General features: G+C 63.6%; 8 protein-coding genes and 1 pseudogene. 5 read left to right on the top strand and 4 right to left on the bottom strand.

Going from position 1 to position 26,562, the window contains the following annotated elements; translation table 11 throughout:
- Positions 1 to 62 precede the first annotated feature (62 nt).
- The 4 genes from AC3RPL_RS06865 to AC3RPL_RS06850 form a co-directional block, all read right to left on the bottom strand.
- Positions 63 to 2,081 (bottom strand): TonB-dependent siderophore receptor, encoded by a 2,019-nt coding sequence (locus AC3RPL_RS06865; protein ID WP_490739419.1) that lies wholly within the window; start codon positions 2,079 to 2,081, stop codon positions 63 to 65.
- Positions 2,082 to 2,201: 120 nt separating this feature from the next.
- Entirely contained in the window at positions 2,202 to 3,980 is a 1,779-nt protein-coding gene (locus AC3RPL_RS06860; RefSeq protein WP_490739418.1) for an ABC transporter ATP-binding protein, read from the bottom strand.
- On the bottom strand, positions 3,977 to 5,674 hold the full coding sequence (locus AC3RPL_RS06855) for an ABC transporter ATP-binding protein (protein WP_490740647.1): 1,698 nt from the start codon (positions 5,672 to 5,674) through the stop codon (positions 3,977 to 3,979). Before AC3RPL_RS06855 ends, AC3RPL_RS06860 begins: the two co-directional genes overlap by 4 nt.
- 74 nt (positions 5,675 to 5,748) lie before the next feature.
- Positions 5,749 to 7,017, bottom strand: a complete 1,269-nt coding sequence (locus tag AC3RPL_RS06850; protein WP_490739417.1) for an MFS transporter — start codon at positions 7,015 to 7,017, stop codon at positions 5,749 to 5,751.
- A 185-nt stretch (positions 7,018 to 7,202) separates the two neighbouring features.
- On the opposite strand from AC3RPL_RS06850, the gene AC3RPL_RS06845 reads away from it, so the two are divergent.
- From AC3RPL_RS06845 to AC3RPL_RS06825, 5 genes and pseudogenes are all read left to right on the top strand, one after another.
- Positions 7,203 to 8,189 (top strand): helix-turn-helix transcriptional regulator, encoded by a 987-nt coding sequence (locus tag AC3RPL_RS06845; RefSeq protein WP_052018713.1) that lies wholly within the window; start codon positions 7,203 to 7,205, stop codon positions 8,187 to 8,189.
- A 548-nt stretch (positions 8,190 to 8,737) separates the two neighbouring features.
- Positions 8,738 to 14,839, top strand: a pseudogene (locus tag AC3RPL_RS06840) (amino acid adenylation domain-containing protein); the annotation flags it as partial.
- Positions 14,840 to 14,958: 119 nt separating this feature from the next.
- Positions 14,959 to 24,639 (top strand): polyketide synthase, encoded by a 9,681-nt coding sequence (locus tag AC3RPL_RS06835; RefSeq protein WP_490739416.1) that lies wholly within the window; start codon positions 14,959 to 14,961, stop codon positions 24,637 to 24,639.
- Positions 24,636 to 25,766: a Gfo/Idh/MocA family oxidoreductase gene (locus AC3RPL_RS06830; protein ID WP_490739415.1), complete on the top strand. Its 1,131-nt coding sequence runs from the start codon at positions 24,636 to 24,638 to the stop codon at positions 25,764 to 25,766. The genes AC3RPL_RS06835 and AC3RPL_RS06830 overlap by 4 nt, the downstream gene beginning before the upstream one ends.
- Positions 25,759 to 26,532 (top strand): thioesterase II family protein, encoded by a 774-nt coding sequence (locus tag AC3RPL_RS06825; RefSeq protein ID WP_490739414.1) that lies wholly within the window; start codon positions 25,759 to 25,761, stop codon positions 26,530 to 26,532. The genes AC3RPL_RS06830 and AC3RPL_RS06825 overlap by 8 nt, the downstream gene beginning before the upstream one ends.
- The last annotated feature ends 30 nt before the right edge of the window (positions 26,533 to 26,562 follow it).

Here is a 26,562-nt window from a genome sequence, read left to right as displayed (position 1 = left end):
CACCGCCGTCAGCCTGACGGCACGATCCCCCCACTCATCAGCCCGGGTAACGAAGAGCGACTTCAGAACATATCCACCCGCAGATCCAGTCCCAGCGTCCTGCCGGTATTAACCTGTGCAAACGCCGAATCCCCACTCAGGTAAGCATAGGTACGATAGCGGCGATCAAACAGATTATCGACATACACCGCAACGTTCAGCCGTTCCGTTGCCTGCCAGCCAAGGCGTAAATCGGTGGTGACGTATGCGCCCTGTCGCAGCAGATTATCGCCATCGAAGTAGTGTGCGCCTGCCAGATTCACCGCCAGACGCGGCTGCAACAGGCCATATTCGGTATTGATCGTGCCATTGACACTGCTGGCAGCGCTGTACTGCGGAACAAAGGGCACCCGCTTATTTTTATACAGCTCACTGCCGCTGGTGAATTCGGATTGGGTCATATTGCCATTCACATCCCACGACCAGCCGGGCGTAAACTGCCAGGCAGCGCTGAGTTCAACCCCACGCGCATCGGCACTTCCGGCATTCTTCAGCGTCTGCATCCCGGCAGGCCCGGAATAAAGTTGCATATCCCGGCTGTGGGTATAAAACAGCGCCCCCTGCAAGGTCAGATCCTCTTTTTCATAGCGGGAGCCAATTTCGTAGTTGATGGATTTTTCTGCCGCGTAGGGTTCTGCCGCGACGTTTGCCGTCGGGATAATGTTAAATCCGACCGGCTTGTATCCCTGGGCGATACGGGTATAAACCCGCCAGTCACGGGTCATTTTATAGCCTGCCGACAGCTGTCCCAGCAGTTGATTATCATTCTGGCTGTTACTGTCACCAAAGGCACTGCCCATCACGCTGCCGTGGTAGCGGGTATCAGACCGATCGTGCGACAGCCGCAGACCACCACCCAGATCAACACGGTCGGTCAGATGCCAGGTCAAATCACCGTAGCCGGCCAGCGTTTGCGATGAAGTGGCAGAATGGGTCTGCATATAGTTAAAGGCAGGCATATCGTAGGAGAGGTCAATTTTCTGTCGGGTATGTTGACGATAAAGTCCGAAGACCATATCCACCGTGCGCCCATCGCCCCAGGTGGATGCACGCAGCTCCTGTACATCCTGATTCCAGCGTTCCGGCATGGTGGCAATCAGCGTCCCGTTGGGAAAACTGCGCTGATAATTCTGTTGCTGGAAGGCACCGACCAGATTGAAAATCCAGTTATCGCTGGTGTATTTCGCCGTCAGTGACTGGCTGTGCGTACAGCGCTTCAGTGAGGGATCCGGTGCGCCATCGGCAATACTCAGCGTTTTGCCTTTAATATCATTAAAGGGCAGATAGGTGTCCTGCGTGGCGCGGGTACAATCCTCCGTCGCAGAGAATCCCGCCTCCCAGGGCTGGTCGTCCGGGGCCAGTCGCAGGCGCACATTACCCACGCTGCTGCGTGTACCACCCAGATTATCACTGCCGGTGGACGGGTTTTTTAAATCACCGTTATCCACCTGACGCAGCAGGGTGACGCTGCCGTAGAGCAATCCGTCCTGTATCGGCCCGCTGAGATTCAGTTTGCTGCGCCACCCCTCACGACTGCTGACGCCCCCTTCCAGGTAACCCCGGGCAGTACTGTCCGGCTGGCGGGTAACGATGTTCACCACCCCACCCTGGGCACTTTTACCATACAGCGTGCCCTGCGGCCCGCGCAGCATTTCAACACTCTCAACGTCGGTCAACGCCTGGAAGGTGTTAGTGGCAAGCTGGGGCACACCGTCGATATACAGGCTGACGGCCGGATTATAAAAGTCCTGCGCCGAGGACACCCCCCGCAGGGAGATAATCGGATAGAGCAGGCTACCGCTGTTTTCGGTATTCAGGCCAGGTAATACCCGACTGAGTTTTTGCGTAGCGGTAACATTGGCATCCCGCAACTGCTCGCCGCTGGCGACGCTGGAAGAGACGTTCTGCGCCGAGGCCGACAGGGGAGATTGCTTGCTGGCGCTGACCACCAGCGTGTCATCGCCGGTGTCAGACTGGGCAAAAACCAGTGGAGAAAGCAGCAGGCCGGTAAAGGCCAGCGGGCAGAGTCGGAGTATTTGCATGTGTTTATCCCTGAAAAGAAAAAGCGTCGGCAGATGGCTCCGCAACGACGATGTCATGCTGATTACCAGTCATGTTGTTGCCCCGCACGACAGGCATCTGCAGAACGAAAGCACTCAATCTCACCCTTTCGCTGGCTCCGTCGGTTGCCGCTGCCAGCTTTTGGCCCGTTGTTGCGCCTGCCACATGGTGAAGTAACGGCCCTGCCGGCTGAGCAGCGCATCATGCCGCCCCTGTTCCACCACCTGCCCGTCGTCAATCACCAGGATCTGATCCGCCCCGCTGATCGTCGACAGCCGGTGAGCAATCACGATCACCGTGCGATCGTGAACCAGCGCATTAATCGCCCGCTGCACTGCCACTTCGCTTTCACTGTCCAGCGCGGCGGTAGGTTCATCGAGGATCACCACCGGCGCATTTTTCAGCATCGCGCGGGCAATGCTGATGCGCTGGCGTTCCCCGCCAGACAGCCGCCCGCCATTGTCCCCCACCCGGGTGGCGTAACCGTCCGGCAGGCGGCTGATAAAGTTATGACAACAGGCGGCACGGGCAGCCGCTTCCACCTGCTGGTCGCTGGCATCCGGCCGGGCCATGCGAATATTGGCCATAATGCTGTCATCAAACAGATACACATCCTGAAAAACCACGGAAATGAGTTGATTAAGCGTCTCCGCTGGCACCGCACGCAGGTCAACGCCGCCGAGGGTCACCGAGCCGCTCTGCGGATCGGCGTGGCGCATCAGCAGGCGTGTCAGGGTAGTTTTCCCGCTGCCGGACGGGCCCACCAGCGCCGTCAGACTGCGCGCCGGAAACTGCGCCTGCAAGGCCTGGAAAACCGGCTTACCGTCATAGCTGAAGCTGACCTGGTTAAATGCCACGTCAAAGCTTTCCGGCGTCCGGGCGGGCAGCTGCTGCGGCAGGGGTGCAATATTCAGCAGGCCATTAATCTTGCCCAGCGCCGCTTCGATCAGATCAATCATTTTGGTGTAGAGCACAAAGGTTGCCAGCGGCTCACCAAAGCGCACCACAATCACCATCAGCGCTGCCAGAACGGCAAAATCCAGGCTGCCGCTGGCCACCAGAAACGTGCCGGTAAACACCACCACCAGCACCATCAGCTCCATCACCGTCGCCAGCACCAGGTTAGGCTTTGCGCCTTTTTTCTGTCCGATGGTCTGGATGGTTTGCAGGGCACTGAGGCCCGCCTGTAAGGTTGCCGCCTGAGCGCCCACACAGCAGGCGGCGCGCAACACCGGCAACCCCTGGGTATATTCCAGAATATCGCTACTGACCCGCTCACTGGCATCGGCCAGCAGCCGCATCCCGCGCCCGTAGGCCGGACGCCGCCAGCGATACAGCGGGATCAACAGTGGAAAAACCAGCATCAGCATCAGCCCCATGCGCCAGTCAAACCACAGGGCCACCAGTGCGACAACCAGGGGAGTAAACAGCGCCGTCGCCATCATATTGGCGATAGTCAGGATATAACTCAGCGTTTCATCAACGCTGCCCAGCAGGGTGGCATTGACGCCACCGGCACGACTGTTTTGCAGAATGTTCAGCGGAATACGACGCAGCTGTTCTCCCAGCTGGCTGCGCAGCTGGTGTGTGGTGCGCACCATATCGCCACGGTAATCAAAGCCCTGCGCCCACCAACGCATCACCGTGCTGACCAGCATCAGCAGTGTCATCGCCAGCAGCCAGCCGAGCGCTGAACGCGAGTGAAAAACCGGAAACAGTGCCATAAACAGCGGCATCAGGCAGGCCAGGGCCAGCCCCTGCACCGCCGCGGCCACCGCCAGTCCGATCAGGCTGGCACGCAGGCGCGGCATCCGGCTGGCGGCAATCTGCATCAGTACACGCCAGCTGTGACGCAGTGTATTTGCTCCTGCGCTGCTCATGCCGGTTGTTCCATTTTGTCGCGGCTCAGCACCCAGTGCTGCGCCTGCTGATAACTGTGCCACAGCCGGGCATAAACGCCGCCCTGCGCCAGCAGTTCGGGGTGGCGTCCACGCCCCACCAGCCGACCCCGATCAAACACCAGGATCTGATCGGCATCGCAGATGGTGGAGAGTCGGTGCGCCACCATCAGCACGGTTTTACCGCGCATCAGACGGGAGAGCGCCGCCACCAGCGCGGCTTCATTCTCCGGGTCGGCGAACGCCGTCGCCTCATCCAGCACCAGGATAGGACGGTTTTGCAGGATCGCTCTGGCGATGGTAATCCGCTGGCGCTGGCCGCCGGATAAAAACACCCCCCGCTCACCCACTTGGGTATCGTAGCCCTGAGGCAACGCCATAATAAAGTCATCCGCCTGCGCGGCGCGGGCGGCAGCCGTTATCTGCTGCGGCGTGGCATCCGGTTCGCCCAGGGCAATATTGCTGGCGATGGTGCCGGCAAACAGAAAGGTATCCTGAAAAACAAACGCCACCTGACGCATCAGCGTATCCGGTAGCATGTCGCGCACATCGACGCCGCCCACCCGGATACAACCGGCACTGACGTCCCAGAATCGCGGGATCAGCCGCGCCACCGTGGTTTTTCCCGCGCCGGAAGGGCCAACCAGCGCGGTGACGCTGCCCTGCGGGACGGTGAAACTGACGTTGTGCAGCACCCGCTCGCCGCCGTAACTGAAATCAACCTGTTCGAAACGCACACTGTTATCGCGAGGCTGCGCCGCACCGGCCGGGGCTACCTGCGGCAGTACCGGCGTGGCCAGCACCTGATGAATACGCTGAACGCTCATCTGCGTTCTGGCAACCAGATGCCGCAGCGACATCAGCGGCAGCAGCGACTCTGCCATGCCGGTGCCCACCAGCAGCACCGCCAGCCAGTTAGCAGGGGCGGTGCCATCGTGGCCGATCAGCCAGCTTCCACACCACAGCAGTGCGGTCAGCGTGGGCAGCGGATTAAGAATGGCTACCGACAGACGCGACGAAAAGCCGACCATTCTGTACCAGCGCAGCACCACCGACAGAAAGGTATCAAGCGCCTGCTGATAACGTTGAAAGGTGGTTGTACCGCTGTCAAAAGTGCGCACCACCGGCATCGCCTGGACATACTCCACCACCGCCCTGCTGACGCTTTCACTGGCCTGGTGGTAGCGCGCGGTCATCTCTTCACTGCCGCGCATCGTCAGCGACACCACCGCCATTCCCGCGCCCAGCACCGCCGTGGCGGCCAGCGCCAGCCGCCAGTCCAGCCACCACAGCAAAAGAAAAGTTAACAGGGGCGAGACGCAGGCACGGGCATACAGCGGCGTGCTGTCAGCGACAAACACATGCAACGCTTTCACATCTTCCATCATGACTTTGGTCAGTGCGCCGGAGCCGGTCTGTTGCAGATACCCCAACGGCACGCGGGCCAGATGGGTGGCAAGATCGGTGCGCAGCCGCGTCTCCAGCCGGAAAGCGGCAAAATGTGACTGGTTGAAGGCGGTAAGGCGCAGCACATAGGCCAGCACCGTCAGCAGCAGGGCCAGCAGCAGCGCGGGCCACGGCCATCCGGCGGCAGCGTGCAACAGCTGATGCATCGCCCAGGCCAGCGCGCACAGCGCCCCCAGCGCCGCAGCACAGGCCAGCCCGGCCAGCACCATGGCAAAATAAACCTGTCCACGCACCGGTCGCAGAATCGACCAGACGCGTGGAGTCTGGCGGGCGTTGTCGCCGTTCACGGCTGCGCCCGCCGGGGTTCACTACCCTCCAGCGCCGGGCCGCGTCGTCTGACCGCCAGCACCGCCAGCAGCGCCGAGGCGGCGGCGAAGGCAAAGCAGACGGAATAGCCCAGATGCTGCGCCAGCCAGCCTCCGGCCACCCCGCCCGCCACCGCCAGCAGCGCATCGGCGCTCTGAAACAGGGTAAAGTCCACGCCGGACTGTAACGGTGACGCCAGCCCCATCAGCGCGGAGTAGAGCGCCACCCAGACAAAACCCAGCGCGGCAAACACCAGCACAATCAATGCCATCAGCAGCATCAGCGGCGCAGCCGGGGCGGCCACCGCCAGCGCGGCCAGCGCACAGGCTTTGATGCCAACGGCCAGCCACACCGCCCGCCAGCCTGGTGCCGCCCGCACCAGCAGACCGCCCAGCAGGGTGCCGCTCAGTCCGGCAGCGATAAACACCGAGCTGAAAAACCAGCCCAGTTGTTCGAGGCTCAGCCCCCGATCAAGCAGAAAAGGACCAAACATGCCCAGCGTCAGCCTTACCCCAACGCTTGCCAGCAGCATCAGCAGCAGGCCGCTGCGGATCTCCGGGCGACGCAGCGCATGTAGCAGGCCAGGCCGGTGTTGTTGATCCTGCTGTACGTGGTGGCGCGATGGCTCCTGCAACAGCCCCATTGGCACACTCAGCAACAGGATCGCCAGACTGGCGGCGATCAGCGCCCAGGGCAAGCCAACCCGGGCCGCCACCAGCAAAAAGCCGCCTGCGCCGAGCATTGCGCCAAGGTAGCTGCCGCCGATCTGCGCCACATTTCCCCAGCCGTGTTGCTGGCGGCTGAGCTGTTCGACGGTAAAGCCATCGCTCGCCACATCGGTGGTCGCCGCCACCAACGCGGCCGCCAGCAGCGCAGCCACAATCCACCCGGCAGAGGATGCCAGCAGCAGATGCCCGCTCAGCGCCACGCTACCGGTGACAAATAAAATTGCTGCGATCAGCCACTGCCCGGCAAGGATCAACCTGCGGGATCGCCGTTCGCGCCGTCCGGCGGGCAGACGCCAGCGTTCCACCGCCGGTGCCCATAAAAAACGCACTCCCCACGGAACCCACAGCAGCGCCGTCAGGCCGATCAGTTGAAGTGATGCCCCGGCCTCACGCAGCAGCGAGGGCAGCGCCTGGGTGGTTAACGCGGTAATCAGTGTCTGGCTGATGTAAATACCGGCCACCGCCGGTAAAACCTGTCGCGCAGGCAAGCCAGGCAGTGAGCAAGGGCTGGCCGTCATCGCAAAAGCCCCCGGCTTTTCAGCGGCATCCAGCTGGAGCGGCACAGGGCTAACTGACTGTTGCTGATAGCAATTATGTACATGAGTGACGAAATAAGTTGTAAGTGATAGTGAGTATCATTACGCTAATTCACCAGTGGTGCTAACGGTTTTCGGGAAAAACTTGATGTTTTCAGGAAAAATTTATGATGGAGAAGACACAACGCGTATCCGCTCAACCCGCTCTTGACCCCCACAGGTTGCAGGAAGCGAATGAGGCGGGCATCCAGCAGGAGTGGCGGCAGGTCATGCAGATCTACCGTCCCTGTGACGGACTGGGCATTAACTGCATCAACGGGCGGCCAGGCAGTAAGTGGTCATTCCGTGCGGAAGGGCCGCCTGCGTTAAGCATCAATATTCTGATTGAAGGACGGATGCAGGCCGCCTTTGATAATGGCACGGTGATCGACGCCAGAGCAGGCACGGCGATCATGATGGCAACCGGCCAGTTTGCCACCGGCTGGGACGTGCTGGATGGCAAATCCGACGGGGCGTTTCGCATGGTCAGCATCCACATGCAGGAGTCGGCGGTCGCCGGTCTTACTGGCCTGCAACTGGATGACCTGCGCAATCGTGTCTGTACGGTTAAGGGCGATCAGCCGCACCTGGATGCGTTTCTGGGATCGATGCCGGCCTCCAGCGCCCTTCAGCGTCTTGCCTGTGGCTTACTGGGCTTCGAGTGCAGCTGGCCCGGCGCATGTATTTCGCGGGATATCTGGCTGCGGGCGAAAGCACTGGAAATGGTCGCCTGCTTCCTGCGGGAAAATATCACTCAGCAGCAGATAAAACTGCCCGTCCCTGCCGACCGGCCACTGCTGAATGAAGCACGCATTATGCTGGAAAAAAATTACGGCCAGGAGTGGAGCGTGCAGTCCCTGTCCCGCCATATCGGCCTTAACGAAAAGCGTCTGCAATCCGGCTTTCATGCCCTGTTTGGCTGCTCGGTGCATGCCTGCCTGACGCGCATCCGCCTGGATGCCGCCGTCGCCATGCTGCAACGGGGTGCGAATGTTACCGAAACTGCCGCCAGCTGCGGTTTCGGTAACCTGAGCCATTTCAGCCGGGTATTCCGAAATCACACCGGAATTTCGCCAAAACAGTGTGCGCTGGGCATCAGCCCTGAAGCGCAATGAAAGCGAGCGCCTGCTGAGTGTGGCGGGGGGACTTCAGCGCTCCCCACCGCCGACCTGCGCAGCGACATCCCTGCACTGAGCTGAATCCCTCTGCCGGTTTTCGTGCGGGTGCCGCCCTGGCACCTGCTGCGCTCTGAGCCGTCTTCAGGGCCATAATAAGCCAGACGCAAAAGACAAAAATTCCCAAAAAGTCAAATTCCTTCCGTAAAACGTTAGCGCCGGTAACAACGATGTTATTAACATGGGCAACCATTGAGATGGCTGTGTTAACCCTCAATTCCCTGCCAGCGCACATCATCATTACGCATTATTACGCGCCACAGAGCAGACACCGGACACAACCAGCCAGGCTCTTTTTTGTAAATGATTATCACTATTATTTTTATTTGTATTCCCATTATTAACGGCAGGGACGTGACGCTCCCTGCCTCCCTGATGCGGGTGAGTCATCGGCGCGAAGCGCGACGAAGGCCGCCACTTTTGATGTCAGGAAGGCAAGCCCGCCCTGCCCTGGCTCGCCCCTGTAAAGATCGACGGAGACGGTTCTGATGACAGAAATAGTGCAAACGGAGAATAACGCCGTGGCAGAGGTAAACGAGGCGCTTCGCCTTGAGCTTGCCGCCGAACTGGGGTTATCTCCACAGGCGCTGGCTGCCGATGACAGCCTGCTTGAACGCGGGCTGGACTCGATAAAACTGATGGACTGGCTGCACCGCTTACGTAAACGCGGCCACCGGATCAGACTGAAAGATCTCTACCAGCAGCCAAGCGTCGCGGGCTGGAGCCGTCTGCTGGCCGACCATCCTGCGGCAGACAGTATCGCCTCTCCTGCCACGGCAGTCACCGCTGACCATCAGCTCCGCTGGCCGACCATGACCGATCAAACCCCTTTCCCCCTGACGCCGGTACAGCACGCCTACCGGGTAGGACGCGCGCCGCAGCAGATTCTGGGCGGCGTAGGCTGCCACCTGTACCAGGAATTTGACGGCAGCGGGCTGGACGCTGACGCGGTCGAACAGGCAATCGGTACGTTAATCGACCGGCATCCGATGCTCAGCGTCACCTTTCCGGAAGAGGGCCACCAGCGCTATCGCCCCGGCACCCGCTGGCGCGGCCTCAGCGTATACGCGATGCAGAATGCCGCCGACAGCGAGTGCGAAAGCCACCTGCAACAGATGCGGCAACGCAACGGACACCGGGTACTGGCGGTGGACCAGGGCGAAAATATCGATTTTCAGCTGACGCTGCTGCCGGATGGCCGCCAGCGACTGCATGTGAATATCGATCTGCTGGTGATGGATGCGGCCAGCTTCAGCCTGCTTTTTGACGAGCTGGCGGCGCTGCTGCGCGGTGAAATTCTGCCTCCCCGCTGCCAGGAATATGATTTTCGCAGCTACCTCGCGCAGGCCGCAGAGGAGAACGCCGCCGCCCGGCAACAGGCCGAAGCCTGGTGGCTGCCGCGCCTGGCCACCCTGCCGGATGCCCCCCGTCTGCCGCTGGCCTGCGAACCGCAACAGATTAAACAGGTGCGCATTACCCGCCAGCGCGAGGAGATCATCGCGGCAGACTGGCAGCAGTTCAGCACCCTGTCTGCCCGCGTCGGCGTGACGCCAACCATGGCGCTGGCCACCTGTTTTGGCGCGGTACTGGCCCGCTGGTGCAACCAGCCCCGACTGTTGCTGAATCTGACCCTGTTCGATCGCCAGCCGCTGCATCCGGCGGTAGCCGGGATGATTGCCGATTTCACCAATATCCTGCTGCTGGATATCGCCGCTGAAGGCGAATCTGTCGCTGCGCTGGCCCGGGCCAATCAGCACACCTTCACCGACGCTTTCGAGCATCGTCACCTCTCCGGCGTTGAGCTGCTGCGTGAGCTGCGCAAAACGCCGGGCGCTTTCCCGCACGGCGCGCCGGTGGTTTTCACCAGCAATCTGGGGCAGCCGCTGTTTGGCCGCGATGTGACCCGCACGCTGGGTGAACCCGGCTTTGGCATTTCACAAACGCCGCAGGTCTGGATCGACTTCCTCGCCTGGGAGCATAACGGCAGCGTGATGTTGCAGTGGGACAGCAATGAAGCGCTGTTCCCTCCCGGCCTGACCGCCACACTGTTCCACGCCTGCGTCGGGCTGGTCCGTCAGCTGATCGCCTCCCCGCAGGCCTGGCAGGCCCCGCTCCCGGAGCTGATGCCCGCCGAACAGTACCGGGTGCGGGAAAAGATTAACCACCCTGACCCCACGCCATTGCCCGCCGGGCTGCTGCATCAGGCTTTCTGGCAACGGGCGCAGACGTCGCCAGACGCCGTGGCGCTGATCCACGGCAGCCGCCAGCTGAGCTATGGCAAGCTGGCTCACCAGGCGCAGTGCTGCGCCGGGGCGTTAGTGGCTCAGGGCGTGCAGCCCGGTGACCGGGTGGCCGTCAGCATGTCACGCGGCCTCGGCCAGATTGTGGCGGTGCTGGCGGTGCTGCACGTCGGTGCGGTTTATGTGCCGGTGTCGGTCGATCAGCCACTGGCGCGTCGCAGTGAGATTTATCAGGGAGCCGGGGTGAAGGTGGTGCTGACCTGCACACAGGATAGCCCCGCTGAGGCGACCGACGGCATCGCCCTGCTGAGCTGGCAGGATGCCATCAGCCAGCCGCCGCTCACCCATCCCCGTCCGGTGGCGGAGAGCGATCCGGCCTATATCATCTACACCTCCGGCTCCACCGGACAGCCCAAAGGGGTGATCATTTCCCATCAGGGGGCGCTCAATACCTGTCTGGCGCTGAATCAGCGCTACCAGGTGTCAGCAGATGACCGGGTGCTGGCGCTGTCGGCCCTGCATTTTGATCTCTCCGTCTGGGACATTTTCGGCCTGTTAAGTGCCGGGGGCACGCTGGTGCTGGTGGATGACGCGCAGCGGCGCGACCCGGCGGCCTGGTGTGCAGCGATTGAACGCCACGGCGTCACCCTGTGGAACAGCGTCCCGGCGCTGTTTGAGATGCTGCTGACTTGGTGCGACGGTTTCGACCTCACTGCGGTGGAAAAACTGCGGCTGGTGATGCTCTCCGGTGACTGGATTGGGCTGGATTTACCCGCGCAGTATCACCGGTTTCGCCCGGACGGTCAGTTCGTGGCGCTGGGTGGCGCAACCGAAGCCTCGATCTGGTCGAATCGGTACGAGGTGGACGAGGTGGCCCCTGAATGGCGCTCGATTCCCTATGGCTATCCGCTGCCCGGACAGAAATACCGGGTGGCTGACGAACAGGGCCGCGACTGCCCGGACTGGGTGCCGGGCGAGTTGTGGATCGGCGGTGCCGGGGTGGCGCTGGGTTACTTCAACGACGCGCAGCGCAGCGCCCGGCAGTTTGTACTGCACGAAGGCGAACGCTGGTATCGCACCGGAGACATGGGCTGTTACTGGCCGGACGGCAGGCTGGAGTTCCTTGGCCGACGCGACCGTCAGGTTAAAGTTGGCGGCTATCGCATCGAACTGGGCGAGATCGACGCCGCCTTACTGAAAGTGGCTGGGGTAAAAAATGCCGTGGCCCTCGCCATCGGTGAGCGGGAAAAATCGCTGGCCGCCTTTGTGGTCACCGAAGGCACGGCGCTGCTCAGCAATGCCCCTGCCGATGCCCACCTGCCAGCAGATTATGCCACCCTGCTGCCTGCTGACACCACCGCGTCCCTGCCGTCACAGCAACCAGCGATGGCGCAGCTGGTGGCCGGTTTCCTTTGGCAACATCTCTGCGCTGAGCAGCTGGATGTCACCTCAGCGATCACCCCTGACACCCTGACCGCGCACTATGGCTGCCTGCCCGCCCAGCGCGCCACCCTCTGCCGCTGGCTGGAACACCTGTGCCAGTGCGGCTTTCTGCAATCGCTGGCGGCAGGTGGCTGGCAGGCAGCCGCGCCGCTACCGGCTATCTGGCAACCTGGCCCCGATCATCCGCTGGCGGAGGTGCACAGCGCGTTGTGCGCCTGGCATCAGCCGCTGGCGCAGATGCTGCGGGGCGAGCGCGCGGTGCAGACGCTGCTCAACCATCCTTTCTGGGCACCACATGCACTGCTGCAACGCGACCCCGGCTGTCAGGCCAGCCTCGACATCCTTGCTGCGACGATAACCTCGCTGGCAAACGCGCTCGGACGGCCGGTGCGTCTGCATGAAGTGGGGGCACGCGACGCCAGCGGCGCGCTCAGCCTGCTGCAACGCCTCGATCCTTCGCGGGTGGAGTACACCGGCTGGGATGACTCTGCTGAGATGGTGCTACAGGCCATAGAGAATCTGCGACACCACCAGCTGGCCCACGTCCGGCGCTGGGACAGCGCCCTGCCGCACCATGAGCGGCATCAGGCCGATCTGGTGTGGGCGAATAACGCCCTGCATCGCCTCGGCGAAGAGGGCATGACGGCGCTGCTGACGCTGGCCGCCCCTTCGGCGCTGGTCTGGGTGATGGAACTGCGACACGCCTCCTGTCTGACGCTGGTCAGCAGCGAACTGCTGGCAGACGGCGAAGAAGGCGGCATCAGTCAGCGGCTGCACGACAGCAGCTGGTGGCAGAGCGCCCTCAGCGAACGCGGGCTTAGTGCAGTGCAGGACGGCAGCGCGGGCGATATGCAGTGGCTGCTGCTGCGCGCGCCAGAGGTGGTCTGGCTGCCGGACGGTGAAAAACTGGCGGCGGAGCTGCACCAGCTGCTCCCCGGCTACATGGTCCCCCCGCGCCTGATGTTTGTCGATGCGCTGCCGCTGACCGCCAACGGCAAAGTGGATCAGCAGGCGCTGATGGCAGGCTGTGGTGGTCAGCAGCAATCCGCGCAGACCGAATCTCAGCCGCCAACGGGCGAAACGGAACAGGCGGTGGCCGCCGTGTGGCGGCAACTGCTGGCGACCGCCGATATCTGGCGCGACAGCCACTTCTTCCGGCTGGGCGGCGACAGCCTGCTGGCTACCCGTCTGACCGGTGAACTGAGCCGGGCAGGCTGGCAGGCGACGCTGGGCGACCTGTTCGATTTCCCGACGCTGTCGGCATTTGCCGCCACCGTCCGTCGTCAGCAGGGCGCTCAGGCGGAAACACTGCCTCATGATGCCGACGGTCGTTACCGCCCTTTCCCGCTGACCGCAGTACAGCAGGCCTATCTGGTAGGCCGACAGCCCGGTTTCACCCTGGGCGGTGTGGGATCGCATTTCTTCGTTGAGTTCAGCGTGGCCTCGCTGGATGTGGCACGGTTTGAGCAGGCGATTAACCGGCTGGTGGCCCGTCATGACGCCCTGCGCACGGTGATCGCTGGCGACATGCAGCAGGTGCTGCGCGACGTGCCGCCGTTTGTGTTGCCCTGCCATCGGCCCGACGATTTAAACGGCCCCGCCACGCTGGCCCTGCGTGAGCGGCTGGCCCGTCAGGTGCTGGACCCCACCCGCTGGCCGGTGTTTGACATCCAGGCCGCGCAGGTGAGCGATGGCGGCGAGGCGCGCCTGTGGATCTGTCTCGATAATCTGCTGCTTGACGGACTGAGTATGCAGATCCTGCTGGCGGAGCTGGAGAGGCTTTATCTCCAGCCTCAGCAGCCCCTGCCCGCGCTGGAAGTGGGCTTTCGCGACTATCAGCAGCATCTGCGCCAGCGCGAGGCAAATCCGCTCTCGCAGGCTTACTGGCAGCGTCGGCTGGACACTCTGCCGCCCGCGCCGCGCCTGCCGGTGACGGACTCCCCTACGCAGATCGGCGTCCCGCACTTCAGCCGTCTGTCAGGCCGTTTTGCCGCCGACCAGTGGCAGGCGCTGAAAACCCGCGCCCGCGATGAGGGGCTGACGCCATCGGCATTACTGCTGTCGGCCTGGTGCGCCATTCTCTCTGCCTGGGCCCGCCAGCCCGCGCTCTCAGTCAACCTGACGCTGTTTGACCGCCAGCCGCTGCACCCGCAAATCGAACAGGTGCTGGGCGATTTCACCTCGCTGCTGCTGCTGGCCTGGCAGCCACAGCCGGACTGGCGCGGCAGTGCTCACCGCTTGCAACAGCGCCTGCGGCAGGATCTGCTGCACCGCGAAGTCAGCGCCATTCAGGTGATGCGTCAGCTGGCGCAACGCCACGGCGAGGTAGCGACCGCGATGCCGGTGGTATTTACCAGCGCGCTGGGTTTTGACCAGCATCGTTTCCTGGCGGAAAGCGGCTGGATGCAGTCCGGCTGGGGGATATCGCAGACGCCGCAGGTGTGGCTTGACCATCAGGTGTATGAATCGGAAGGCGAGCTGCGCTTTAACTGGGACTATGTGCAGCAACTGTTTGCCCCTGAGCAGATCGGCGCGGTGTTTGAGCGTTATCTCACCCTGCTGCAACGGCTGGCGCAGGATGAATGCGCCTGGTCACTCTCCCTGCATCAGCTGGTTCCGGCAATCACCGACGCTGTGCCGCAGGCGCAGCCTGTGCCGGTCAGGCACAGCCTGCCTGCCGACGGCCAGTCCGCCGCCGCGCCTGCTCAGCCGGATAGCGCGCTGGTTCGCCAGCTGTGCGGCCATTTTCAGCAGGTGGTCGGGCAGCCGGTGCAGCCCGCACAGTCATTTTTCGATGCCGGGGCCAGCTCGCTGAATCTGGTGCGGCTGCATCTTCACCTGACGCAGCAGGGCCACAGCGCGTTACAGGTCACCGACCTGTTCGCCCATCCCACACCGCAGGCGCTGGCCCGCCATCTGCATGGCATCACCGCTCAGGCGGCCAGTACCGATCCACTCAATGAGACGCGCCGCGATCTGCTGGCGCAGCGTAAAGTCCGGGCAGAACGCCGTCGTCGGAGCACATTATGACACCTGAACAGCTGTTGCATCATTACTATCCCGACAGTGAACCGCTGGCGGTTATCGGCCACGCCTGTCGCTTTCCTGAAGCCGGTAACAGCGATGCCTTCTGGGCCAATTTGCTGGCCGGACGCGCCTGCAACCGGCACTTTTCCCGTCAGCAGCTGCTGGAGGCCGGGACGCCAGCGGCGCTGATTGACGATCCGGCGTGGGTGCCGTGGGGCACCGTGCTGGAAGACGCAGAGATGTTCGACGCCGAACTTTTTGGCTACTCCCGTCAGGAGGCCGAACTGATTGACCCGCAGCAGCGGCTGTTCCTGCAAATTGCCTGGCATGCGCTGGAGCACGCAGGCTATGCGCCGGGGTCGGTGACGCAGAAGACCGGGGTGTTTGCTGCCTCGCGCATCAGCACCTATCCCGGCCGGGAGCCGCTTAAACTGGCGGAGGTGGCGCATGTGCGTAGCCTGCAATCGCTGATGGGCAATGACAAGGATTACGTCGCCACCAGGGTGGCGCACAAGCTGGACCTGCGCGGTCCGGCAATTAGCGTGCAGACCGCCTGCTCCAGCTCGCTGGTGGCGATCCACATGGCCTGTGAGAGCCTGCGTGCCGGTGAGTGCGACATGGCGATTGCCGGTGGCGTCGCCGTCTCCTTCCCGCAGATTGGGGGTTATCTCTGGCAGCAGGGAATGATCTTCTCACCGGACGGGCAGTGCCGTCCCTTTGATGCCGACGCACAGGGCACCTTTGCCGGTAACGGCGTCGCCGCCGTGGTGCTGCGCCGTCTGGCCGATGCCTTGCGCGATGGCGATCCCATTGTTGCGGTGGTGTCCGGCAGCGCGGTGAATAACGATGGCAGCCAGAAAGTGGGCTACACCGCGCCTTCAGTGGCCGGTCAGCGTGAAGTGATCGCCGATGCCTGGAGTCTGGCGGGGGTCACCAGCCAGCAGATCGGCATGGTGGAAGCCCACGGCACCGCCACGCCGCTGGGCGATCCCATTGAGTTACAGGCACTGCATGGCGTGTTTCATGCCGCCGGTGAAGGACCGGCCTGCGCGCTGGGTTCGGTCAAAAGCAATCTTGGTCATCTGGACACCGCCGCCGGGATTGCCAGCTTCCTCAAGGCGGTGCTGGCGGTCAGCCACGGCACTATCCCGCCGAGTATTCATTTCAGCACGGCCAATCCGGCGCTGCATCTGGAACAGGGGCCATTTTTTGTGCCGACCGAGGCCCGCCGCTGGGACGATGCGGTGCGCATGGCGGGCGTCTCCTCTTTCGGCATTGGCGGCACTAATTGCCATATGGTGGTGTCATCACTGCCCGGCGCACTGCGTCAGCATACGGAAAATGCCCCGCCGCCGCAGGACAGCGCGCTGTTACTCAGTGCCGACAGCGAAGCGGCATTGCGTCAGCTGGCGGCAGACTATGCCCGGTCGCTGCAACAGCAGCCTGTCGCTGATGTGGTACATACCGCGCTGCACGGCAGGGCGGTCGATCTGAACTGGCGGCTGGCGGTGCCGGTGTGTACGGAATCAGCCGATGCGCTGGCGGCTTTCGCCGCCGGTGAGGAGGAGATCCTGGTGCAGTGCGGCCAGGGTGCGCCGGGCAAACAGGTGTGGCTGTTTACCGGCCAGGGATCGCAGTGGCCCGCGATGGCACAGAGCGGCTATGCGCATTCGCCAGCCTTTGCGGCGGCGCTCGACCGCTGTCTGGCGGTGTTCGACAGCGACGGCGACTATCAGCACAGGCTGCGCAGCGCATTGCTCGACGGCGCTGCCTTCAGTGAGATGGCGCTGGTGCAGCCCGCTATTGTGGCATTTGAACTGGCGATGGCGGCCCACTGGCAGGCTCACGGCCTGCTGCCGGACCGGGTCAGTGGTCATTCGGTGGGCGAATTCGCCGCCGCCGTGGTGGCCGGGCACTATTCGGTTGAGCAGATCCTGCCGCTGGTGCGTCTGCGCGGCACGCTGATGGACCGCTGCACTGGCGGAGCGATGCTGGCGGTGTTCGCCAGCGAGGCAGAAACCCTGCCGCTGGCACAGCAGCTGGGCCTCGATCTTGCGGTCTGTAACGGCGAACGCCATCTGGTCTTCTCCGGCGCGCAGGCGGCGGTGCAACAGATGGCCGCCACGCTTGAGCAGTCGGGTATCCGCAGCCAGCGCTTACAGGTCACCGGCGCGGCGCATTCGCGAATGCTCGATCCAATCCTCGACGAATTTCAGCAGGCCTGCCTGGCGTTGCAGGCGCAGGAAGGCAGGCTGCCGCTGATCTCCGCGCTGACCGGGGCGACCGTCTCTGCGGCAGAATTGAATCATTCCACCTTCTGGCGGCGGCACATGCGCAACCCGGTGCGCTTTATTCAGTGCCTGCGCGGGGCGATAGCCGACGGCGCAACGCTGTTTGTGGAAATGGGGCCGGATGCCTCGCTGAGCGGCATCGGCCAGCGGGAACTGCCGGAGGCGGCGTGCTGGATCGCCAGCGCCAGGCGTCATCAGCCTACGCCAGCCCTGCTGCGTCAGGCGGTGATGTCGCTGTTTACCGCCGGCGTCTCACTGCCCTGGGCAGCGCTGCTGCCTGCTGGCGGGCGAAAATGCCACGCCCCGCTCTATCCGTTCGCCCGTCAGCGCTACTGGCGGGAAGCCGCCGCCGATGCTGTCAGCCAGACAGATGCTGCTCCCGTGATGCTGCCCGCCGCGCGACGAATGGTGGAAAAAGCAGGCGCAGAGCTGGACCTGCCGCGCCTTCAGCAACTCTATCTTTGCGTTATCCACCTGCATGCCATCTATGTTGACCGGCTGGTACGTCGCTGCGTCGGTGACGCCATTGACCAGGGCGTCAGCGCACTGACCATCCTGCGTGGAGGACGGCTGCTGCCGCGTCACCGCCAGCTGCTGGTACGCCTGCTGAATGCCTGTGTCGAAGATGGCTGGCTGCGATGCGACGGCGAGCGTTACGTCACCCGTACTGCCGCCCCGCACGCTGATTGCCCGACGCTGCTGGCAGAGCTGAAAAGCTGCTGTGAAGGGCTGGACGTTATCGCAGAAACCGTGCAGCGCGCCGGAGAAAATCTTTACGCCATGATGAGTGGCGAGGTGGAGCCGGTGGCGGTCATTTTCCCGGAGGGGGCATCCAGCGGCGTGGAAGTGCTCTATCAGGATTTCAGCTTTGGCCGCTATTTCAACCAGATTGCCGCTGCGGTGGTCAGCGACCTGCTGCGCCAGCGGGATACAGACGTAGAAGCGCCGTCGCCTTATCGCGTGCTGGAGGTCGGCGGTGGCACCGGCGGCACCACCGCCTGGGTGCTGCCCGCGTTGCAGCAACAGAGCGCGGTCCATTACACCTTCAGCGACATTTCCCCGCTGTTCACCCGCCGCGCAGCGGAGAAATTTGCCGCATACGATTTTGTCAGCTACGGCGAGTTCGATCTGCAAAAGCCCGCCGGGGAACAGGGCTTTGCTGCGGGCAGTTATGACCTGATCGTCGCCGCCAACGTTATCCACGCCACCCAGCACGTCGGGGAAACCCTGGCGAATCTGCTGCCGCTGCTGAAGCCAGGCGGCAAACTGCTGATGCGTGAGATCACCCGTCCGATGCGGCTGTTCGATTTTGTTTTCGGGCCGCTGGTGCTGCCGCTGCACGATGAAAGCGCCCGTGGCGGTGAGCTGTTCCTCAGCACCGCACGCTGGCGCGAACAGTGTCTGGCCGCTGGTTTTGCCCGGGTGGAGTGGCTACCGGAGGACGGTTCGCGCACCGCCGATATCAGTGAACACATCGTGTTAGCCACCGCACCGGGTGCCGAAGCCACGCACGGCAGTCTGCCGCTGGCAAAGGGGGTGCTGGGGCTACCGCTGAGCAACGACGGCAGCTATCTGGCCGACTGGTCAGACTGCGCCGGGCAGCAGGCGGCCTGGCAGGCACGTCTGCATGCAGCCTGCGCAGAGATGGCGCGTCGGCATGGCAACGGCCAGTCGGTGGCGCTGCCAACGGCGGTCAGCGCCGCCCCGGCGTGGCTGAATCTGGTCCGCCTGCAATGGCAGGCCGCACCGTTAACCGTCCCGCAGATCGAGCTGCGTCTCTGCCATCCCGACGGACGCTGGCAAACGCTCTCCGCCGACAGCGAGGCGTTAACGCTGAGCGCCGCGCCGGAAACCCACTACCAGTGGCAATGGCAGACGGCGGCACAGGCTGTCGCCGGAGAAAACCACGGCGGAGAAACCTGCCGTCTGACGGGAAATACCGCCGGCCCACTGGCCACTGCGCTGCTGCGGGCCGGTGTCGCCGCCCCGCAGGCCACCGGCACGCTGCTGGTACTGAGCGAGGCTGACCATGACCTGACCCGCGCAGCACAGGCGCTGCTCAGCGCGCTGAACAACAGCGAGGAGCGCCGGGTGGTGCTGGTGACGCAGTCGGCCTGGTCGCCGGACGGCGGCGAAGCGATCAACCCCTGCCAGCATGCCCTGTGGGGACTGGTGCGTACCGCCGCCATCGAACTGGCCCGTCAGGATCGTTGCATCGCGGCAATCGATCTTACTGCCACCGCAGGCTGGCAGGAGCTGGTGCTGGGCCTTCAGGCTATCAACGGTGGTGAACGCGGCGTGGCTGTTCGTCAGGGCCAGCTGTGGCTGCCGCGCCTGGTTCAGCAGCCGTGGTCGGCACCCGCGCTGCACGCTGCCAGTCTGGGCCACGGCTGGCACGTTATCACCGGTGGCCTCAGCGGCCTGGGGCGTCTCAGCGCCCGCTGGTTAATCAGCCGGGGTGCCAGGCGCATTGCGCTGCTGGTTCAGCGGGAACATGCCGACAGCGAGGCCTTTATCACGGAGCTGCAACGGACCGCCGACTGCACCGTACTCTCCCTGCGCTGCGACGTGGCCTGCCCGCAGGCGCTGGGCGCGGCGCTGAACAGGCTGGACGCTGACGGCGGTATTGCCGGGGTGATCCACGCAGCCGGTGTGCTTGATGACGGGCCGGTCAGCGCCCTTACCGCTGAGCGGCTGGCAGCGGTTCTGGCGGTAAAAGCCACGGCGGCGGCCACCCTGCATGATTATCTCAGCAAGCGGGCGCAACCCGCCTGGCTGCTGCTCTACTCTTCTGCCGCCGCCACGCTGGGCAGTGCCGGTCAGGCAGCCCACGCGCTGGCCAGCGCCTACCTGGACGGGCTGGCGCTGGCCGCCAGCGACGGGCCGCTACGGGTGATCTCCGTTGCCTGGGGTGCATGGGGAGAGAGCGGCAAGGCGGCGCAGCGCGAGGTGCAGCAGCGGCTGGCGGCAGAGGGCATGGCGCTGTTAAGCGATGCCGAAGGCTTGTGGCATCTGGAACAGGCGATTTCCCGCGCCGCCCGCTGGCGACTGGCGATGCGCGTTGACTCAGCACAGCTGGACAGTCTGCGCCAGCGGCTGTTCGTCGGGCAGCACGCTGCTCTGCCAGTGCCGCAGGCAGCCGCCGCCATATCCCGTCCGCCCGCAGCCCGCGAGCTTTCGCCTGAGCGGTTAAGCGATACGGCAGCAGTCGCCGCCTGGCTGACGGTGCAGATTGCCGGTCAGCTGCGTTTGGATTCGCCTGAACGCCTGGCTCCAACCCGCGATCTGGTGCAGCTGGGCCTGGATTCGCTGCTGTTCCTTGAGCTGAGCAGCACCATTCAGCAGCGTCTGGGGGTGCGGGTTGACGCTGAGCAGGCCTATGCCGATCTGACGGTGAACGGGTTGAGCCGACTGATTGCCAGCCAGTCAGCGGCAGACCAACCGCAGAACGACATTGCTCCGCTGGCGCACGATGCGGCCGGACGCTATCAGCCCTTCCCGCTGACGCCGGTCCAGCATGCTTACTGGATGGGACGCTCCAGCATGATCGACTACGGGGGCGTGGCCTGCCACGTGCTGTTTGAGTGGGATCTGGATTATCGGCAGTTCGATCCGGCCCGCTTTGAACAGGCGTGGAATGCGCTGGTACGGCGTCATGACATGCTGCGGATGGTGACTGACGACAGCGGGCTGCAACGCATTCTGCCGGAGGTGCCGGAGTATCGTCTGGTGCGCCACGATCTGCGCGATCTGACGCCGCAACAGCGGCAGCAGGCGCTGGAGCGTACCCGGCAGACGCTCTCTTACCGGGTATTACCCGCCGATCGCTGGCCGTTGTTTGAACTGATCGCCAGCGAATGGCACAGCACGCACTACCGGCTGCATATGCATCTGGATCTGCTGCTGTTTGATGTACAGAGTTTCAAGGTGATGATGGACGACCTGGCGGCGTTCTGTCGTGGCGACAATCCGCCGCCTTTACAGATAACCTTCCGTGATTATGTTATCGACCAGCAGGCGCAGCGGCTGCAACCGGCATGGCTCAGTTCATGGTGCTGGTGGCAGACGCTGCTGAGCAGCCTTCCCCCGGCACCGGCGCTGCCGCTCTCGCCGCAGCCTGCGCAGACCCAGCCGCACTTCACCACCTGGCAGCAGAAGCTGGATGCTGAGCAGTGGGGACGACTGAAGCAGGCGTGGCAGGGCTGGGGCGTCACGCCGTCCGCCGCGCTGATGACGCTCTTCGCCGCCACGCTGTCGCGCTGGGCGCGCTGGCCGGCGTTCACCCTTAACCTGACCTTCTTTAACCGTCGTCAGGTGCATCCGCAGATGCAGCAGCTGATTGGCGATTTTACCTCGGTGCTGCTGATTGATTTTGATCTGGCCGACGACGCGCTGAGCCTGCGTGACGCCATTGAGCAGACCCAGCAGCGTTTACGGCAGCGGCTGGGCCACAGTGAGGTGAACGGCGTTGAGCTGCTGCGTGAACTGGGGCGTCTGCGCGGGCAATCCCGTCAGCCGCTGATGCCGGTGGTGTTTACCAGTATGCTCGGCATGACCCTCGACGGGCTGGCGATTGACCAGGCGATGACCAGCCTGCTGGGCGATCCGGTGCATGTGTTCACCCAGACCCCGCAGGTGTGGCTGGATCATCAGGTGATGGAAATTGACGGCGAGCTGGTGTTCAGCTGGTACTGCATGGATGAGGTGCTGGCCGATGGCACGGCAGAAGCGATGTTCAACGACTTCCACCAGCTGCTGCTGGCAGTGGCCGAAAACCCGGCGCTGATGAGTCAGTCGCCGCGCCGGACGCCTGCGCCAGTCGGCCTGATGCCGCCGCGCTGGCAGACGACGATTGCCGGTCAGAACGTCGATCTCGCGGTGCTGGAACAGGCCGCCCGCCAGCAGCCCGGCGTGACGCTCGCGGCCGCCCGCTACCACGCCGACGACGCCGAAATCCGCGTCAGTGTCGCCGCCGCGGAACATCACTTTACCCTGGACGACTGCCCTGCCATGGCGTCGCAAAATCTGCCGCTACAGGGACTGGATGCCGCACAGCAGGCGCACTTTGACGCGGTGTGGCACGGGCTGGAAACCCTGGCGCTACACGGCATTGCCATGACGCTGGTCAAACACGGTCTGTTTACCGCTGAAGGCCAGCAGTTCAGCCTGGCGGAGGTCTGGCAACGGCTGGCGGTCCTGCCGCAGTTCGAAAGGCTGGTGCGCCAGTGGTTACGTGCTCTGACCGATGCCGGATGGCTGACGCAGCAGGACGACCGCTTCCTGTGCCGCCGTGCGCTGCAACAGGTGCCGCCACCGTCGTCAGTCCCGTCATCCGCCTGGGGTGATGCGCTGACCGCCTATCTCGATCGCAGTATCGCCCGCCACAGCGAGCTGTTGCAGGGGAGCTGTTCCGCGCTGGAACTGTTCTTTGTCGATCACCACGCGGTGACCCGTTCGCTGTATGCCGATAACCCGGCGGCACGCTGCGTGGCGGAAAATGTGCGCCAGATGGTCGCCGCCCTGGTGGCTGGCGCACACCGCAAGGTGGCTGGCGTACACCACGAGGCAGCTGACGGACACCGCAAGGTGGCTGACGGACAGCGCGCGGCGACTCAGGCTGATGCTGATATCTGCTGGCGGGTGCTGGAGGTGGGGGCCGGGACCGGGGCCACCACCGGTGCGGTGCTCGCCGGACTGGGCGAGCAGCGACATCGCTACCACTACACCGACGTCTCCACCCTGTTCCTCGATGATGCCCGTACGCGCTTTGCCTCGCGGGATGATATAGACTTTGGGTTATTCGACATTAATCAGCCGGTGGACTACGGTCAGCACCCTGCGGAAGGCTACGACCTGGTAGTGGCAGCCCAGGTGATGCACGACGCCAGTCATATCGTGCGTTCGCTGAAACGTCTTGCCAGCCTGATGAAACCCGGTGGCCGTCTGCTGCTGATTGAGGCCACACACCGCGACAGCCAGCTGCAAATGGCCAGCGTCGGCTTTATTGAGGGGCTGGGCAACTATCAGGATTACCGCCTGCTGGAAGACCGCGCCATGCTGAACCTGGCGCAGTGGCAGGAAGCCCTGCAACAGGCCGGTTTCACTGCTGAACGGGCGTGGCCGGAGCAGTCCCTCTCCCCACTGCATCAGCATGTGATTGTGGCAACGATGACGCGGGCGTCGAAAATCGACTGCGCCGCGCTCCAACAGGCGCTGCATCAGCAGTTTACCCGGCTACCTGCGGCGCTGAAGGTGGTGCAACGTGAACCGCTGGATCTGTTTACCACCGATGACAGCGCAGCGGGCGTTGAGACGCAAAGCGCCCCCACGGTGACTGACCTCACCACCGCCGAGGCGCAAGACGGCGCGGCGGATGAGCAGCTGATCCATGAGGTCGGGCAAATCTGGCAGTCGCTGCTTGGCAGACCAGTCAGTCAGCACACTGACTTCTTCCGCAGCGGCGGCGACAGCCTGATTGCCACCAGGGCCATCGCCCAGCTCAACCGGAAAGGCATCGCCGGGGCCAGTTTGCAGGCGCTGTTTACCCACCCGGTGCTGGCACAGTTCTGTGCCACCCTCGGCGGGCGTCGCCAGGCGGCTAATCCGGTGCTGGTGCCGCTGACAACGGCGGCTTCTCCTGCCTCCTCCCCGGTACTGGTCTGCCACGCTTCCGACGGTGGCGTGGCGTCGTATCTGCCCTTCGCCCAGGCACTGGGAGCCAGGGTCTGGGGGCTTCAGGCACCGGAGACGGTCGATGCCAAAAGCCTGGCGGCGCTGGCGGAAAGCTATTTACCGGCGCTCGACGAGTTGCCCGACGGCAGCACCATCACCCTGGTCGGCTGGTCTTATGGTGCCAGCGTGGCCGCCCTGCTGAGCCGCCTGCTGCATCAGCGCGGCACAGAGGTGCGTCTGGTGCTGATTGATCCGGTGTGCGGCAGTGATTTCCGCATCGACTCGCTCTCTGAACTGATGGGCCTGCTGTTACAGGAACGTCAGGTTCCCCTGCCGGAAGGCTGGGCCGAATGGACGGAAACCGGGCAGATTGCCGCATTTTCCCGCTGCGCACAGGCCGCCGGACTGACCGCACGCCCGCTGAGCGCAGAGGCGGCAGAGGCCTGGCTGACACGCATCTTCCGTCTGCTCACTCTGCTGGCGCAGCATCAGCCGGAACCGGTACTGCCTGTCCCGCTGCTGTGGATTGAAGCCAGCCAGCGCCCGCCGCACTGGAGCGAGCCTGAACAACAATGGGCAGAGTGGAAACAACAATCCCGGTGTCATGTGGTGTCTGCCACACACTGGCAACTTATGGACCAGCCGGAACTGGCCGGCGAGCTGGCCTCGCTGGTCAGGCAGTGGTCAGAGACATCCTGTAAGGAGGAGAAGCAATGAAGCCGGTTGCGCTGAACAAAAAACGCCGGGTATTAGTCGCCGGGGCCAAATTTGGCGAGGTCTACCTGAATGCCTTTATGCAGCCGCAGGCCGGACTGGAGCTGGCCGGACTCTACGCCAGAGGCAGTCGCCGCGCCCAGCAGCTGGCGCAGGCTTTTGGTATCCCACTGTGGACCTCGCCCGAGCAGATCCCGGACGATATCGACATCGCCTGCGTGGTGATCCGCTCGACGGTTGCCCGGGGAGAAGGCAGCCAGATTGCGGCGGAATTGCTGCAACGTGGCATTCATGTGTTGCAGGAGCATCCGCTGCACCCGGAGGATATTGCCCGCCTGCAGGCGGTGGCACAGCAACGCAATCTGCTTTACCGGGTCAACAATTTTTACTGCCATCTGCCAGCCGGTCGCAGCTGGATTGAAAACGCAAGGCGCGTCACCGGGCTGTTGCAGGGCCAGCGGCCCGCCACCGTCCATCTGGCCACCAGCCGCCAGCTGCTCTGCTCGACGCTGGATCTGCTGTTGCAGGCTTGCGGCATTACTGACGCCAGCCAGGTGGGTATCGAGGTGGCCCGGCACACGGGCGGGGATTTTGTCAGCGTCGGCTTACAGCTTGGGGAAGCAACCCACGCCACGCTGCACCTGCAATCGTATCTTGATCCCGCCGACCCCGACATGTTCAGTCTGGTGATGCATCAGGCCACGCTGTTCTGGCCAGCCGGTTATCTGACGCTGGCATCCAGTCACGGTCCGGTGGTGTGGACCGGGGCGTTTCACGATCCGCTGCATCATAACCGCGAACGTACGCTCTACCGCTACGCCCCAGAGGTCGCCAGCTATCAGCAGCCTGTCTCCCGGCTGTTGCATCAGCCTGGCGGCAGCTGGCGGGAGTTTTTCGAAGTGGATGCCGCTGCCGCCACCGGCGAGGTGTTACAGGCCCTGCGTGGCGCACTGGATGGCGCCCCCCTGCCTGCCGCCTTTGACGCCAGCTATCAGCTGTCGCTGGCCCGGCTGTGGCTGGAGATTGTGCAGGCGGTGCCGCCGGTGACTGAACGGCAGCTGACGCCGCCGCCGGTGATCGACAGCAACGATCTGATCGGCAGCCCGCTGAGCGAGGCGCGTAATGGATAAGCCGTTCTCCGGCATTCAGCAGGACCCGGGTTTACATCTGCTGATCTGCCCTTTTGCCGGGGGCAGCGCCAGCGCCTTTCGCGGCTGGCAGGAGAGTCTGCCCGCGGGTATCAGCATGTCACTGGCGGTGTGGCCGGGGCGCGATCACCGGATGAGAGAAACCTGTGCCACCAGCATCGATGCCCTTGCCGACGATCTGCTGCGGCAGCCCTGCTTCACTCAATGGCCGCCACGGCAGCTGATTATTGTCGGTCACAGTATGGGCGCGCAGGTGGCGTTTGCCGCATGTCGTCGGCTGGAGCAGCGCAACACGCCGCCGCGTGGGCTGGTGCTGTCCGGCTGCCATGCCCCGCATCTTCGCGGACGTCGTCCCATCAGCCACCTTGCCGACGCGGAGTTTATCGCCCAACTGGTGGCGATGGGCGGCTGTGCGCGGGAGCTGATCGATGAGCCGACATTGTGGCCGGTTTTCATGCCGATGCTGCGGGCGGATTTTACCGCCACCGAGGCCTGGCATGCCCCCCGGCTGCCGCAACCCGCTGAGCGGTTGCAGACGCCAACGCTGCTGGTGTGCGGCAGCGCGGATGCGGAAGCCAGCGCAAACGAGGTCGCGGCCTGGCAGGCGTGGCTGCGCTGTCACCACGGCCCGGTTTCCGTGGCGGGTGACCATTTTTATATCACGCGGCGTCCCGCCGCATTTCTTGAACACATCAGGCGCTGCTTTGATACGGGCGATTCACATGCGGATGCATGCACTTTCAGGTAAGGAACAGAGTCATGAGCGACATCGCGGTTT

Source organism: Erwinia papayae, from assembly GCF_058241465.1.
The sequence above is the reverse complement of the archived record's forward strand: the minus strand, read 5'-3'. Positions and strand labels throughout refer to the sequence as shown.

Excerpts from the sequence above, each read along its gene's own strand:
- AC3RPL_RS06865 (WP_490739419.1), bottom strand. The coding sequence starts at position 2,081 with ATGCAAATACTCCGACTCTGCCCGCTGGCCTTTACCGGCCTGCTGCTT.
- AC3RPL_RS06860 (WP_490739418.1), bottom strand. The coding sequence starts at position 3,980 with ATGAGCAGCGCAGGAGCAAATACACTGCGTCACAGCTGGCGTGTACTG.
- AC3RPL_RS06855 (WP_490740647.1), bottom strand. The coding sequence starts at position 5,674 with ATGGTGCTGGCCGGGCTGGCCTGTGCTGCGGCGCTGGGGGCGCTGTGC.
- AC3RPL_RS06850 (WP_490739417.1), bottom strand. The coding sequence starts at position 7,017 with ATGACGGCCAGCCCTTGCTCACTGCCTGGCTTGCCTGCGCGACAGGTT.
- AC3RPL_RS06845 (WP_052018713.1), top strand. The coding sequence starts at position 7,203 with ATGATGGAGAAGACACAACGCGTATCCGCTCAACCCGCTCTTGACCCC.
- AC3RPL_RS06835 (WP_490739416.1), top strand. The coding sequence starts at position 14,959 with ATGACACCTGAACAGCTGTTGCATCATTACTATCCCGACAGTGAACCG.
- AC3RPL_RS06830 (WP_490739415.1), top strand. The coding sequence starts at position 24,636 with ATGAAGCCGGTTGCGCTGAACAAAAAACGCCGGGTATTAGTCGCCGGG.
- AC3RPL_RS06825 (WP_490739414.1), top strand. The coding sequence starts at position 25,759 with ATGGATAAGCCGTTCTCCGGCATTCAGCAGGACCCGGGTTTACATCTG.